Source organism: Candidatus Sulfotelmatobacter sp. (assembly GCA_035498555.1).
In the GTDB taxonomy this organism is placed as follows: Bacteria; Eisenbacteria; RBG-16-71-46; order RBG-16-71-46; family RBG-16-71-46; genus DATKAB01.
This window is the reverse complement of record DATKAB010000009.1, coordinates 1-13560: the sequence shown is the minus strand read 5'-3', so window position 1 is coordinate 13560 and position 13560 is coordinate 1. Positions and strand designations below refer to the sequence as shown.

Here is a 13560-nt window from a genome sequence, read left to right as displayed (position 1 = left end):
AGGCCAGTCTGCCCGATCGGCATCCCGGGTTCCAGATGGAGCAGGCGAGTGTTTAGGATGCGCTTCCCGGGGCCGAAGTTCGGCCCAATCGTGACGATGAGGAGCCCCGATGGGACGGCACGACACCACCACGACGGTCCTGCCCGCTTCGCGGATCTCGCGCGCCGATCTTGCAGCCCTTTGGACCGATGCGTTTTCCGACTACTACGTCCCGGGCGCGGTCACCGTCGAATCCCTCGAGGTGTTCGAGCGCAGCTTCGACCTCGACTTCGCGGGTTCGCGGATCGTGGTCGCCGAAGGCCGCCCGGTTGCCTTCGGCATGCTGGGCGTCCGGGGGCGCCGCGGCTGGGTGGGCGGCATGGGCGTAATCCCCTCGGCACGGCGGCGGGGTCACGGCGAGCGGGTGATGCGCGCGTTGATCGAGGAGTCACAGAAGCGGCAGTTCGAGACGCTGGGCCTCGAAGTGCTGGTCGAGAACGAGAAGGCGATCCCGCTCTATGAAGCGCTCGAGTTTCGCATCCTGAGAAAGCTCGAGGTGTGGGATCGCGCTGCCAGCATCGAGGCGCCGGCCACGCCGGCGGCGCCGGCCCGCGAGCTCGCGATCGACGAAGCCGCGGCGCGGATCGCGCAATTGCGTCCCGAGCGCGCGCCCTGGCAGCGCGAGCTGGAGGGCGTGCGGCGCGGCTTTCCCGACGTTCGCGCGATGGCGAGCTCCGACGGACGCGCCCTGATCGTGTTCCGCGTTTCGCCGGAGCGCATTGGCATCGCCGAGCTGGCGGTGGATCGCGGGAGCCGCGACGCGGAGGCAGACGCCGCGGCCAACGCCGCGCTCGACCAGGCGCTGGCGACGCTGTTCGCCGCCCATCCCAGGCGGCTCGCGCGGCTCCTCAACCTGGCCGAGGGCGACTTCGTGGCCGCGGCGCTCGAGCGCGCGGGTGCGGCGGTGAGCCACCGCCAGTGGGAGATGGAACTGGCGCTCTAGACCCCGAATTTCTCCGCGTCCCAGCCAAGACCCAGCTCGTCGGGCGGCCCCATATAGCCGAGGAGCGCGCTGGCGGCGACCACGCTTGGCGACGCGAGATAGCCCTCGCCGCCGACACCCATGCGATTCGTCCAGTTGCGATTGAAGGACGTGATCGCGCGCTGTCCGGGCTTGAGCGAATCGGGCCCCTGGCCGAAGCACGGCCCGCACCACGACTGGCGAATCTGCCCGCCCACCGAGCGGAACACGTCGGCGATCGATTCGCCACCCAGCCGCGGGTCGGGATTCTCGATCTGCTGCTTGACGCCGCCTGAGCCCGGAAAGATCACGAACTCGCGCGCCGCGCGCTTCGCGCCGCCCGCCCGCGCCGCGCGGATCACCAGCGCCGCGCTCAGCAGGTCGTCGTAGCCGCCGTTGGTGCACGAGCCGATCATCGCCTTGTCGAAGGTGATGCGTTCCTTCGCCACCTCGCCCGCCGGAAACGCGTTTCCGGGGCTGAACGGCTTGGCGATCATCGGCGCCACGTCGCCGAGCGGGAGCGCCTCGTCGATCTCGAACACCGCGTCCTCCCCGCAGCGAATGCGCGGGTAGGGCAGCTCGCTCATCCCCTTCCGGCGATACCACTCGTAGGTGATCTCGTCGGCCGCGAAGATGCCGTTCAACGCTTCGCCCTCGGCCATCATGTTGGCGATGGTGTTGCGGAACGCGATCGGCAGCTGCTTCCCGACATCCACGAACTCCACTGACATTCCCTGTGACTGCTTCGCGCCCCAGCGGCGCAACAGCTCGAGCACGATGTCCTTGCCCGTCACCCACGGCTGCAGCCTGCCGGTGAACGAGACGCGGCGCTGCTTCGCCATGGTGAAGTAGATCGCGCCGGTGGCCCAGCCGAAGCCGAGGGTGGTCGAGCCGACGCCGATGCCGACCGCGCCGTAGGCGCCGTAAGCGCGGCTGTGCGAATCGGCGCCCGGGATGAACGCCCCCGGCATCACCAGTCCCTGTTCGGGGAAGTAGAAGTGGAAGATCCCGTCGCCCGGAGTCGCGTAGTAGGGCTTGCGGATCTTGAAGCGCTCGGCGAACGCGCGCCCGATTGAAGTCTGCTTCTCGTCGGCCTCGACCCCGGTGAACACGAAGTGATCGTTGGCGATCGCGATTTGCCGCGGCTCGATGGTGTTGCCGCCGGTGATCTGGTTGAAGGTGTGGATCGAGAACGGCGCGGTCCCGTCGCTCGCCGGCAGTAGATCGGCGTACACCCGCAGCGTGGCGCCGGGCTTCAATTCGGCGTCCTTGTCGACGCGATGGGCCCACACGATCTGCTCGGTGGTGCTCATCCGCCGCGCGCGCCCGGCATCGGGCCAGACGATTTCGGGCTTGCGCGACACCGAATCGCGGAACTCGCGCTTGCCCACGGCGAAGATGCCGCCGCTCGCGCGAATCTCGTTCTCCTTCGGCGTGAGCGGCACCGGCGTGTAGCTCTTCCCCTGGGTGAGGTTGCGCAGCGCGCGCGTCACGGGATCGAACTCGAACTCGTCGCCGTCGCGAGCGTCGGCCACCGCTTCCGGGCTCTGGATCACGTGGAGCCCGAGGTTGAAGGCATTGCGCCGGAAGATGTCGCCCATGTTGTTGCCGCACACCACCACCATCTCGAGCCCGGCCTCTTCGGCCACGCCCTTCAATCCCGCCGGGCTCATCTCGCGCGAGCTGCCGATCGCGAAGCGATCGCCGGCGACCAGAAAGGTCTCGCCGCGATGCACGCGCTCTCGGAAATCCGGCATCAGGTAGCGGAACGAGCCCGCCTTCCAGCGCTCGTCGAGCGTCTCGAGGCTCTCGGATACGCAGTCGGCCGCCGGCGTGATCTGGTCGGTGTCGATGGCGTCGAGCTTGGTGCCCGGCTTCTTCCGGTCCCAGAAGATCAACGCCCGGCCGCGAATGTTCTTCTGAGCGCCGGGCATGGGCGCCGCGGCGGTCGCGATGACCGTCGCACCGCCGCCGGGGATCGTGTCGGGATCGACACCCGGCTCGAGCCGGGCGGGCTGAATGGTCTGCATGAGGTGGTTTCTGCTCCCTGGCGGCACGTGTTCCGCGGGGCGGACGCCCGCGGGGCGATGGTACGCGGGGGGTCGCCGGCGCGGCAAGAGCGCCGGCGGGGCCTCGCTTCGCGAGTTTTCAGGTTCTTCTTGCCACGTTCATGAGATCGCATCATCTTGCCCGCTACTCCTTATGTTCGTGCCCCGGCCCCGCTCACGCCCGCGACGTCTCTGGATCGCGGCGATCGCGCTCGCTCTGCTCTCGAGCTGCGAGCGCGCCGCCCCCGATCCTCACCGCCTCCCGACCGGCGTGGCGCTCGATCCCGCCGGCCCGTCGATCGAGCTGGGCTCGATGCCGGTGTCGATGATCTTCTCGCCCGACTCGTCCCACGCGATCGCGGTGCTGAGCGGCTATCGCGAGCAGGGCATCCAGGTGGTGGATCTCGCGGCGCGGCGCGTGACGCAAACGCTGGTCCAGCCGGCCGCCTTCGTCGGTGCCTGCTTCTCCCCCGAAGGAGAGAAGCTGTTCGTTTCGGGGGGCGATCGCGATCAGATCTACATCTATGCGTGGCGCGAGAACGCGGCCTCGCTCACCGACAGCATCACGCTTGGGCCGGGGCCGGGAAAGAACGGCGGCCGCGTCTATCCGGCCGGTCTCGCCTGCTCGGCGGACGGCGCGCGGCTCTACGTGGCCGCGAACCTCGCCGACTCGCTGATCGTGGTGAACGTCGCCACTCATCGCGTGACGCAGCGCCTCGCGACCGGGCGCTATCCGTACGGCGTGGTGGTGGATCGAGTCGGGCGCGTGTTCGTGTCGGCGTGGGGCGGATCGTGGGTCGCGCGGTTTGCGCCGAGTGGTGGAGCACTCGCGGCTCAGGGGCGCATCGAGGTCGGCCTGCATCCGTCGGCGATGACGTTCGACCCATCGACCAGCCGGCTCTACGTCGCGTGCGCGTCGAGCGATCGCATCGCGATCGTGGACGTCGAGCGCGACTCGCTGGTCGGCGCGCTGTCGAGCGCGGCCCCGGGCGGCCCCAGCGAGGGCAGCACCCCCAACGCGTTCGCGCTCTCTCCGGACGGCCGGCGGCTCTACGTCGCCGAGGCCGACAACGACGCCGTCTCGGTGTTCGCGCTCGTCGCGGGCGGGCGGCCGTCGGCCGCCGGCGCGAACGAGGGCCCGATCGGCCGCATCCCGGTCGAGTGGTATCCGACCGCGCTCCTCGCGCGCGGGCGTTCGCTGTGGGTGCTGAACGGCAAGGGCCACGAGACCGGCCCCAATCCGAAGAAGCGGCAGCCCGGAACTCGTGGGCCCGAGTCCCCGCGCCAGTACACGCTCGCCCAGACCGCCGGCTCGCTGACCTTCCTCGACGCCCCCGACGACGGCGAGCTGGCGGCGCTGTCGCGGCGCGTCGCGATCTCCAACGGCTGGGGCCGGACGCCGCCGCGCGAATCGCTCCCGCCGTTCGAGCACGTGATTTACGTGATCCGCGAGAATCGAACCTTCGATCAGGTGCTGGGGGATCTCGGCGCCGGCGACACCGATTCGTCGCTCACCTTCTTCCCGCGCCGCGTGACGCCCAACGCCCACGCGCTCGCCGAGCGCTTCGGGATCTTCGATCGCTTCCTGGTGAGCGGCGAGGCCAGCGGCGATGGGCACAACTGGTCGACCGCCGCTTACGCCTCGGACTACGTCGAGAAGACCATCCCCAGCAATTATTCGGGTCGCGGTCGCAGCTACGACTACGACGGCCTCAATCGCGACTCGCTCCCCGAGAACGACGTCAACGAACCATCGAACGGCTATCTCTGGAACCTGGCGCAGCGCTCCTATGTCTCGATGCGCAACTACGGCGAGTTCACCCGCCGGCTGAAGGATGGGCGCTGGGTCGCCAACAAGAGTTGGCTCGCCGCGCACACCGATCCGCGCTATCCCGGCTGGGATCTCGAGATTCGCGACAGCGTGCGCGCCGATCGCTGGATCGCGGCCTTCCACGAGCAGGAAGCGATCGACTCGTTTCCGGCGCTCAGCATCGTTTACCTGCCCAACGATCACACCGCCGGCGGGCGTGCCGGATCGCCCACACCACGCGCCTACGTCGCCGACAACGATCTCGCGCTTGGGCGCATCGTGGAGGCCGTCAGCCGCTCGCGCTACTGGAAGAGCACCGTGGTCTTCGTGCTCGAAGACGACGCTCAGGACGGCCCCGATCACGTCGACTCGCATCGCTCGCCGCTGCTGGTGATCTCGCCCTACAACCGGCCCGGCGTGATCCACCGCTACGCCAACACCATCGACGTGGTGATGACGATCGCGCGGATTCTCAAACTTGGCGCGCTCTCCAAGTACGACAGCTTCGGCCGCCCGCTCGACGACGTGTTCGCGAGCGCGCCCGACACTTCGGCCTACGCGGCGCTCGAGCCGGGCATCCCGATACGCGAGCTGAACGCGGATTCGACGGTCGCGGCGCGACTCTCGCGCCGTCTCGACCTGCGCGAGGAGGATCGCGCCGATCCGGTGCTGTTCAACCGCATCCTGTGGCTGGCGGTGAGGGGCACGAGCGAACCCTGCCCCGCGCGTCCGGCCCGACCGCATTCCTGAGCGGCGCCGGTCGGGACGGCGGGCGCGCTTTCAGCAGTGATGGCCGCGGAAGCGCGCGACCCCGGCTACTTCTTCCGCTTCCCCTTCGAGCTCGGGACCGGCTCGCTTTCGGGCGGCGCGGGCGAAGGCTTCGAGAGCTCGAAACTGCTCACGCGCTGCTTGTTCACGATCAACACCCCGAACGGCGTGAGCAGTGGGAAGAAATCCTCGCGCCCGTTCATGAAATCGGAGGCGCGGTTCATCTCTTCGGGCAGCTCCATCTGCACGCGGCCCTCGAGCACGCCGCCGCCCATCAGCCTGAGGCGGACATCCTCTTCGGCAGTGACCGTATAGTTGGGCGGACACACCAGGGTGGAGGATACCGCCGGATCGGCCGCCACCCACTCGATGTCGCGGCGGTTGAGCAGCAGGATTTGCTCGTCGTCGCCGCGCTGAAACGGCACCACGCGATCGGGCGCGTTCAGCCGCTCGAGAATGGTCTCGGGGCCGGGATGGAACTCGGCCTGCGGGCCGAGCGACAGATAGCCATCCACGGGTGCACAGCCGGGCTGCGACACGCGCACCGGGACGCGGATCTTTTCGACGTATTGCGCCATTCCACCCTCCCGTCGTCGCCCGGAGTTATCGGCGGGTCCGGCTCGGGATTGAGCGGAAGCAGCCGGCGTGCTTTGCGCCGCGGAGCTATGCCCATGGCGGAAACTCCAGCCTAAAGAGCTGGAGCGGGGTTCCCGATCTGCCGAAAACCTTGGGGACGTGCCGGACCGCCGGGATACCCCCGTCCCGCGCGCGCGTTCCGGCCGGAGGATGCATGGCGAGAATCGACGCGATCCTCAAGATCGTCAAGGAGCAGGGCGCTTCCGACCTGCACATGACCACCGGCGCCCCGCCGATCGTGCGGCTCAATGGCGAGATCACTCCGATTCCCTACGAGGAGCTGACTCGCGAGATCAACGAGCTGCTGCTGTTCGAGATCATGGACGCCGACACCCGGGCCCGCTACGAGCAGGTGAAAGACGTGGACTTCTCGTACGAGGTGCCGGGCGTGGTGCGCGCGCGCTGCAACGTGTACGAGCAGTCGCGAGGCGTGGCGGGGGCCTTTCGCATCCTGCCCAACCAGATCCTGTCGCTCGGTGAGCTCGGACTTCCGCCGCTGGTGACCCGGCTCACCGAGCTGACGCGCGGGCTGGTCGTCGTCACCGGGCCGCCCGGGACCGGCAAGTCCTCGACGCTCGCGGCCATGATCGACCACATCAATCGCAACCGTCGCAAGCACATCCTCACCATCGAGGATCCGATCGAGTACCGGCACGTCAATCGCCAGTCGCTGGTGACCCAGCGCGAAGTCGGCCGCAACACGCCCAGTTTCGCCCAGGCACTGCGCGGCGCGCTGCGCGAGGATCCCGACGTGATCCTGGTCGGCGAGATGCGCGACCCCGAAACCATGGGGCTCGCAGTCACCGCCGCCGCCACCGGACAGCTCGTATTCGGCACGCTCCACACCATGAGCGCCACCCAGACCGTGGATCGCATCCTCGATTCGTTCGAGGGCGAGAAGCAGGCGCAGATCCGTCTGATGCTCGCCGAATCGCTGAAGGGCGTGCTGGCCCAGCGGCTGATGCGGCGAAAGGACGGCTCGGGCCGCGTGCTGGCGCTCGAGATCCTCGGCTCCGGCGGCGCGGTCGCCGCCCTGATTCGCGAGCGCAAGACCTTCCAGCTGGCTTCAGTGATTCAAACCGGAAAGAAGGAAGGCATGATTTCGATGGACGAATCCGTCATGCAATTGCTGCGAAGCGGCGTAATCAGCACCGAGGAAGCGTCCATCCACGTCAGCAATCGCGAGCTGCTCGGGCCCGGGTCGGGCGCGGCGCGCGAGGCCGCTTGATGGCGCAGTCCGACGGCAATCTCAGCGGCGAGTTGGGGCTCGTCAACCTGTTCGACCTCGGCCAGCTGCTGACCCTCAACCGCGCCACCGGCCGACTGGCGGTGGATTCCGATGGCAAACGCGGCGCGCTGATCTTCCGCGACGGACGCATCGTCAACGCGGTGGACGAAAAGCGCCGCGAGGGCGAGGGCGCCGCCTATCGCGTGTTCGAATGGAAGAGCGGGCGCTTCACGTTCACCCACGAGCCGGTCGGTCCCGGCGACTCGATCGAGGTCGGCAGCGAAGCGCTGATGCTGGAGGCGGCGCGGCGGCTCGACGAGGCCAGCACGGCAGCCGGCGGGGAAGCCGGCACCCAGGCGCGCGTTCGCGAGCGCCAGGGCGCGATGGAAGCGCTGCGCGACGTGTTCAAGAATCTCGCCCACGAGGCGCATGCGATCGACGCCGAGCCGGCCTCGATCTACGGCGCGTTCGCCGACGCCATGAGCCGCCCCGGCGATCGCATGGTGCTGCGCCCCAATCGCGCGGCCCGGCTATGCGTGAAGGGCGTATGGCGCGACGTGCACGACGCGGCGCTCTCGCAGAGCGAGTACGAGGACTTCAAGCTCCGCCTGCTCGGGCCGACCGGTCTCCGCGAGGCCTCGAGCGGCGATCGACCGACCCGGTTCGCGACGCTGCCCGGGCCGCGCCTGGTCGCGGTGACGCTGGTGGCACCCGGGCCCGACGAGGCGCTGTGGCTTCGGCCGGTGCACGTCGCGCCACCCGATCCCGCCAGGCTCAAGGGCGGGCGCGAAGCCCTCACTCGCATCCTCGCGCTCCCGCGCGCCCTGCTCCTGATCGGCGGCGGCGACAGCGAGGCGGCCCGTGAAGTGCTGCACGCGGTGCTCGCCGAGCTCCACGCGCGCGCCAACGAGTGCCTGCTGCTGGCGCGGGATCTGCCGGTCTACCGGCACCCCGAGCGCGCCGGCATCCTGGCGGAGTGTTCCCCGGCCGAGCTATCGACCGGCCTGCTCGCCGCGCAGCCGAAGACGCTGCTGCTCGACGTGGGCGCCGCCATCGCCGAAGGGCAGCTGGCGGGGCTCGACGAGGTGCGGAGGATCGTGGCCCGCCTGCCGGGTGCCGGAGCCGCCTCGGTCGGCGCGTCGTGGCGCACGCGCTTCTCCGGCAGGGACCGCGAGGCCCTGACCGCCCACACCACCGGCTGGCCGACGTTCCTGGCGCTGGCGACCGCCACCGGGGCGGGCGAGCCCCAGATCGCTTTCGAAGTCTGGCAGATGACCGGCGGGGCGCTGTCGCCGGTGAACCCCTCCGGACCCATTCCGGCAACCCAGTCCGGCGACGACGAAATGGCTCAAGCGGCTTGAACGCCAAACGGTTGACGGAAGCCTGAAGAGGGCTTGATCCCCTTCTTCCATCGATCCGGGCCACCCCGCATCTAACGCCCGTCAAGCAAACCGGACCCGGAAGTTCCGCTGAACCCTTGAGGTCCGGGCGAGCCTTGACGGAGCCCGAGATCCAGCAGCGGGAACGCTCCCCCGCGGCGACCCGGGTCCCGGGCATGGGAGTAGTGATGCACCCCGGACTCCGTCTGATTTCTTCGAAACCCCCCGAAGATACCCAGGAACCCGCGCGCGACGAGTCGTCGCTCGACGACGCGGGGCTGCTCGATGCTTACTCGAAAGCCGTGATCCAGGCGGTGGACGTTGCGTCCCCCGCCGTGGTCAACATTGAAGTGCGCGCGGGCCGCCGTTCGCCCGAGGCGCAGAGCAATCGCCGCAGCGGCGGCGGGTCGGGCTTCGCCTTCACCCCCGACGGCCTGATCCTCACCAACAGCCACGTGGTGCACCGCGCGCGCGAGATCGAGGTGTCGCTCTCGAACGGCCGGCGCCTGCAGGCCACCCGCGTCGGCGACGATCCCGACACCGATCTCGCGGTGATCCGCGTGTCGGCCACCGATCTGCCGACGATCTCGTTCGGCGACTCGGCGGCGCTGCGCTCGGGTCAGCTGGTGGTCGCAATCGGCAATCCGCTGGGCTTCGAAGCCACCGTGACCGCCGGCGTGGTCAGCGCCCTCGGACGTTCGCTGCGCTCGCGCACCGGGCGGTTGATGCACGACATCATCCAGACCGACGCGGCCCTCAATCCCGGCAATTCCGGTGGTCCGCTGGTGAACTCGCGCGGTCAGGTGATCGGCGTCAACACCGCGATCATCCTGCCGGCGCAGGGCATCTGTTTCGCGATTCCGTCACGCACCGCCGAGTTCGTTGCGTCGCTGCTGATTCGCGACGGCCGCGTGCGGCGCGCCTGGCTCGGGCTCGGCGGCCAGCCGGCGAGGCTCAAGCGCCGGCTGGTGAACGACCACGCGCTCAAGATCGAGGCCGGCATCCTGGTGCTCCACGTCGAGAAGGACAGTCCCGCCGAACGCGCCGGCGTGCGCGAGGGCGACGTGCTGGTGGGCTTCGGCGAGCGCGCCGTCACCAGCGTCGACGATCTGCACCGCATGCTCACCGAGGCGCAGATCGGCGTGAAGCTCCAGCTCGAGATCCTGCGCAACTCGCATCTCGAGAAGCTCGAGATCGTCCCCAGCGAGTCCCCCGAGAACGACTAGCGGCTCAGGCAAGGTCTGGCGCCAGGGACGGTGCCGGCCTGCCTGGTTTCCTACTTCGGCCGTCCGGTGATCTGAATCCCCTTCATCAGCGCGATGAGGTGATTCTTCATCGCGGAATCCTGAACGGCCAGGCCGACCACGCCGTCGATCATGCTGGCGCTCTTCGCCACCGCGGTCATCACGCCCTGCACGCCGCTGGCGTTGGTCATCAGCCGATCCACCAGCAGGGCACGCGTGCTGTCCGAGGCGATCAGACGGTCGGTCATCTGGGACGCCAGTCCGCCGTTGCTGGCGATCGCGTCCATCACCGTCGCCTGAAGCCGTGGATCCGAGGTGAGCTGTTTGGCCACGTCGCTCGAGCAGCCCACCGCGAGCAGGAACGCGAGCACCGCCACCGCCAGCACGTTCTTATTGAGGGACACGGGGCGAGCTCCTCAGGCCACCGGCGGGCGGCGGCGATGGAAATCGGACCTGGTTTGCCAGGCGTGGCCGAGCGTGATCAGCGTGCGCTCTGAGAACGCGGCGCCGAGGAAGCTCAGCGAGGTCGGCAGATTGTTCTCGCCGAATCCGTTGGGCACGGCGATCGCCGGCAGGCCGCACAGATTCCCGGCCGCGATCAGCGCCGGGCCGCCGCTGATGCCCGGGTAGACGTCCTCGAAATTCTTGTCGATCGGATAGGACACGGTGGCGCGAGTCGGCGCCGCGATGGCGTCGAACTTCTCGAACAGCTTCGCCACCGCGGCCTTCATCGGCCGGCGTGAGCGCATCGCCTGCAGGTAGTCCACCGCCGGGATCAGGGTGGCGGCGTAGCCGCCCTGTTTGTCGCGCGGGCAGCGAAGTTCCTTCACGCGCCCCGACTCGATCAGATCGAGGAACGCCGCCGCCCCTTCGGCGCCGACGATGGTGCCGACCGCCGGGCCCCACGGCTGATCCGGCCACTCGACGTCGCGCGTCACCTCGGCGACCGCCGAAAGCGCCTGGATCGAGGCTTCGAAGTTTTGCTTCACCGCCGGCTGTTCCTTGTCGCTCACGCCTTTGGGAATCGCGACCCGCAGCTTCTTGCTCGGCACCGGCGCCGCGGTGTAGGCGAAGGTGCGGCTGACGGAGCTCTCGTCGCGCGGATCGTGGCCGGCGATCGTCGCGAGCACGATGCCGGCGCAGTCGGCGCTGCGCGTCATCGGCCCGAGCTTGTCGAGCGTCCAGCACAGCGCCATCGCGCCGTGTCGCGGCACCAGCCCGTAGGTGGGACGCAACCCGGTGACGCCGCAGAACGACGAGGGCGTCAGAATCGAGCCGGAGGTCTCGGAGCCGATCGCGAAGGGCACGAGTCCGGCCGCCACCGCCGCACCCGGGCCGCTGGACGAGCCGCCGCTCCAGAACGACGTGTTCCACGGCGTGAGTCCCGGACCGGTGAACGAAGCGTCGGCGTTGTTGTAGCCCATGCCGCCCGCCAGCTCGACCATCGAGAGCTTGACGGCCAGGATCGCGCCGGCGTTGCGCAGCCGCTCCACCACCGCCGCGTCGTAGTCGAATTTCTGATTGCGATAGGGCTCGGCGCCCCAGCTGGTCGGCGCTTCCTTCGTCGCCAGCAGGTCCTTGACGCCGAACGGAATGCCATGGAGCGGGCTCTTGCGCTTGCCCTTCTTGAGCTCGGCCTCGGCGGCGCGCGCGTCGCGCAGCGCGGCGTCACGCATCACCGTCACGACGGCGTTCAGCTTGGGGCCGATCTTCTCGAGCCGGTCGAGCACGCCTTCGGTCAGCTCGACCGGAGAGAGATCGCGTGCGCGCAGCTTCTCCGACAACTCGCGAATCGTCAGAAAATAGGTGGCTTCGTCGAGCATGGCGGCCTCAGGCGTGGAAGACGAAGTCGGGCTCGTCGCCGTTCGCGAGCTTGAGATCGCGCAGGCGCTTGCCGGTCTGAATGCGCTGATCGAGCTCGCGCGCGACGCTCTCGAGCTGATCCGGAGTGAGATGCTGGCCGTAACGCCGGCGCACGATCTCGGCGAGCGAGCGGGCATCCTCGCCGATCGGCGGCGGCATGTTGGCCCTGGCTGCGGAATCAGCGGGTGCGGCGGTGGTGGCGGCGGACCGCGTCTGCGAGAGCGCGCGGGCGGGCAGTGCGAGCGCGGCGGAAGAAAGTCCCAGGCCCATCAGCTGCAGGAAGCGGCGGCGGTCGAATCCGGCGTCATCGGAGTTCATGGGATTCCTCCTGTGGGCGGGCAGCGTACCCGTCCCCACCCTATCTCGCCAGCGTCCGCTCGATGCGCCGATCGGGCACCAGCCACATGAGCGCCACCAGCGCGTAGATTCCGCACGACACCCGCGGCTGGACGATCGCGATCAGCACCGCCACCAGATAGAGACCGACCGAGATCTTGCCCTTCACGTCGCGGCCCACCGCCTGCGCCAGCGCCGAGTCCCGCTCGTGCGACTTCAGCAACGTGCGCACCAGAATGGTATAGGCGATCGCCGCGAGGAACTGCACCACGCCGTAGGCCACGACCGGCACCGAAGCGAAATGGGTCTCGCCCATCCACGCCGTCACCAACGGGGCGAGCGAGAGCCAGAACAGCAGGTGCAGATTGGCCCACAGCACCGCCCCGTTCACGTTTCTGATCGCCTGCAGCAGATGGTGGTGATTGTTCCAGTAGATGCCCATGTAGACGAAGCTCAGCACGTAGCTGAGCAGCTTGGGCACCAGCGGCCGGAGGGCCTGAACGCTGGCCTGGTGCGGCACCGGGAGCTCCAGCACCATGATCGTGATGATGATCGCGATCACGCCGTCGCTGAACGCCTCCATTCGCCCCTTGGTCATCGGGCGCCGGGCGCTCCCCCCGATGGCTTGTGAGTGGAGATCTTGAAGGGCAAGTAACTCGGACACCATCCGATCAGGCTGGTGACCACGAAGGCCACCGCCACCACGCACAGCACGATGCCGAGGGTGCCGTGAATTCGGTGGGTGAACCACAACCAGCCGATCACGAGAGCGATCGCGATGCGAACGATCCGATCCGCGCTGCCCATGTTCTTGATCATCGGAGTCCCTCCGGTCGCATGCTCCGCCGCCGTCACCGGCCGCGGAGGAACGTCAGGAGCAGGACGACTCCCGCGATCGCGGCGACGCACAGCAGACACGCGAGCAGGATTCTAATCGGCAGCGGGAATCTTGTCGCCACCACGCCCCCGCCGGACCTACCGCCGGAACATGAAGAACACGGCGCCGCACAGGCACACGCCCGCCCACACGTAGTTCAGACGCACCGGCTCGCGCATGTAGAAAACGGCGAACGGCACGAACACCGAGAGCGTGATCACCTCCTGCAGGATCTTGAGCTGGCCGAGCGCGAGCTGGGTGTGCCCGATGCGATTGGCCGGCACCTGCAGCAGGTACTCGAACAGCGCGATGCCCCAGCTGGCGAGCGCCGCCACATACCATGGACGCCCGCTCAGATTCTTGAGGTGCGC

Annotated in this window: 13 protein-coding genes; 5 read left to right on the top strand and 8 right to left on the bottom strand. The window is 68.8% G+C overall.

Going from position 1 to position 13560, the window contains the following annotated elements:
- Window positions 1–109 precede the first annotated feature (109 nt).
- Window positions 110–982: a GNAT family N-acetyltransferase gene (locus tag VMJ70_01255; GenBank protein ID HTO89733.1), complete on the top strand. Its 873-nt coding sequence runs from the start codon at window positions 110–112 to the stop codon at window positions 980–982.
- Here the strand turns inward: VMJ70_01255 and VMJ70_01250 are convergent.
- Complete coding sequence (locus tag VMJ70_01250) at window positions 979–3030, bottom strand: aconitase family protein (GenBank protein HTO89732.1); 2052 nt, start codon at window positions 3028–3030, stop codon at window positions 979–981. The two genes, VMJ70_01255 and VMJ70_01250, sit on opposite strands and share 4 nt — an antisense overlap.
- Window positions 3031–3208: 178 nt before the next feature.
- Here VMJ70_01250 and VMJ70_01245 point away from each other — a divergent pair, with 178 nt between their 5' ends.
- The gene (locus tag VMJ70_01245) at window positions 3209–5608 is read left to right on the top strand and encodes a bifunctional YncE family protein/alkaline phosphatase family protein (protein ID HTO89731.1); all 2400 of its coding nucleotides are present in this window, start codon (window positions 3209–3211) and stop codon (window positions 5606–5608) included.
- Window positions 5609–5673: 65 nt separating this feature from the next.
- On the opposite strand, the gene VMJ70_01240 is transcribed toward VMJ70_01245, so the two are convergent.
- A complete protein-coding gene (locus tag VMJ70_01240; protein ID HTO89730.1) occupies window positions 5674–6204 on the bottom strand; it encodes a hypothetical protein in 531 nt (176 codons plus the stop codon).
- 212 nt (window positions 6205–6416) lie between these two features.
- Here VMJ70_01240 and VMJ70_01235 point away from each other — a divergent pair, with 212 nt between their 5' ends.
- The 3 genes from VMJ70_01235 to VMJ70_01225 all read left to right on the top strand — a co-directional run bounded on the left by VMJ70_01235 (window position 6417) and on the right by VMJ70_01225 (window position 10095).
- Window positions 6417–7490, top strand: a complete 1074-nt coding sequence (locus tag VMJ70_01235; protein HTO89729.1) for a type IV pilus twitching motility protein PilT — start codon at window positions 6417–6419, stop codon at window positions 7488–7490.
- The gene (locus VMJ70_01230) at window positions 7490–8851 is read left to right on the top strand and encodes a DUF4388 domain-containing protein (GenBank protein ID HTO89728.1); all 1362 of its coding nucleotides are present in this window, start codon (window positions 7490–7492) and stop codon (window positions 8849–8851) included. The genes VMJ70_01235 and VMJ70_01230 overlap by 1 nt, the downstream gene beginning before the upstream one ends.
- 206 nt (window positions 8852–9057) lie before the next feature.
- Window positions 9058–10095 (top strand): trypsin-like peptidase domain-containing protein, encoded by a 1038-nt coding sequence (locus tag VMJ70_01225; protein ID HTO89727.1) that lies wholly within the window; start codon window positions 9058–9060, stop codon window positions 10093–10095.
- Window positions 10096–10145: 50 nt separating this feature from the next.
- Here the strand turns inward: VMJ70_01225 and VMJ70_01220 are convergent, their stop codons facing one another.
- The 6 genes from VMJ70_01220 to VMJ70_01195 form a co-directional block, all read right to left on the bottom strand.
- Window positions 10146–10517, bottom strand: coding sequence for a hypothetical protein (locus VMJ70_01220; GenBank protein ID HTO89726.1), 372 nt, complete (start codon window positions 10515–10517; stop codon window positions 10146–10148).
- 12 nt (window positions 10518–10529) lie between these two features.
- Window positions 10530–11936: an amidase gene (locus tag VMJ70_01215; protein ID HTO89725.1), complete on the bottom strand. Its 1407-nt coding sequence runs from the start codon at window positions 11934–11936 to the stop codon at window positions 10530–10532.
- A gap of 7 nt (window positions 11937–11943) precedes the next feature.
- Window positions 11944–12294: a hypothetical protein gene (locus tag VMJ70_01210; GenBank protein HTO89724.1), complete on the bottom strand. Its 351-nt coding sequence runs from the start codon at window positions 12292–12294 to the stop codon at window positions 11944–11946.
- Between the two features lie 40 nt (window positions 12295–12334).
- Window positions 12335–12910 carry a TMEM175 family protein gene (locus VMJ70_01205; protein ID HTO89723.1) on the bottom strand — a complete coding sequence of 192 codons (576 nt, stop codon included), beginning with the start codon at window positions 12908–12910 and terminating at the stop codon, window positions 12335–12337.
- Entirely contained in the window at window positions 12907–13131 is a 225-nt protein-coding gene (locus VMJ70_01200; GenBank protein HTO89722.1) for a DUF2892 domain-containing protein, read from the bottom strand. Before VMJ70_01200 ends, VMJ70_01205 begins: the two co-directional genes overlap by 4 nt.
- 156 nt (window positions 13132–13287) lie before the next feature.
- On the bottom strand, window positions 13288–13560 hold a 273-nt coding region (locus VMJ70_01195; GenBank protein ID HTO89721.1), incomplete at its 5' end, for a DMT family protein.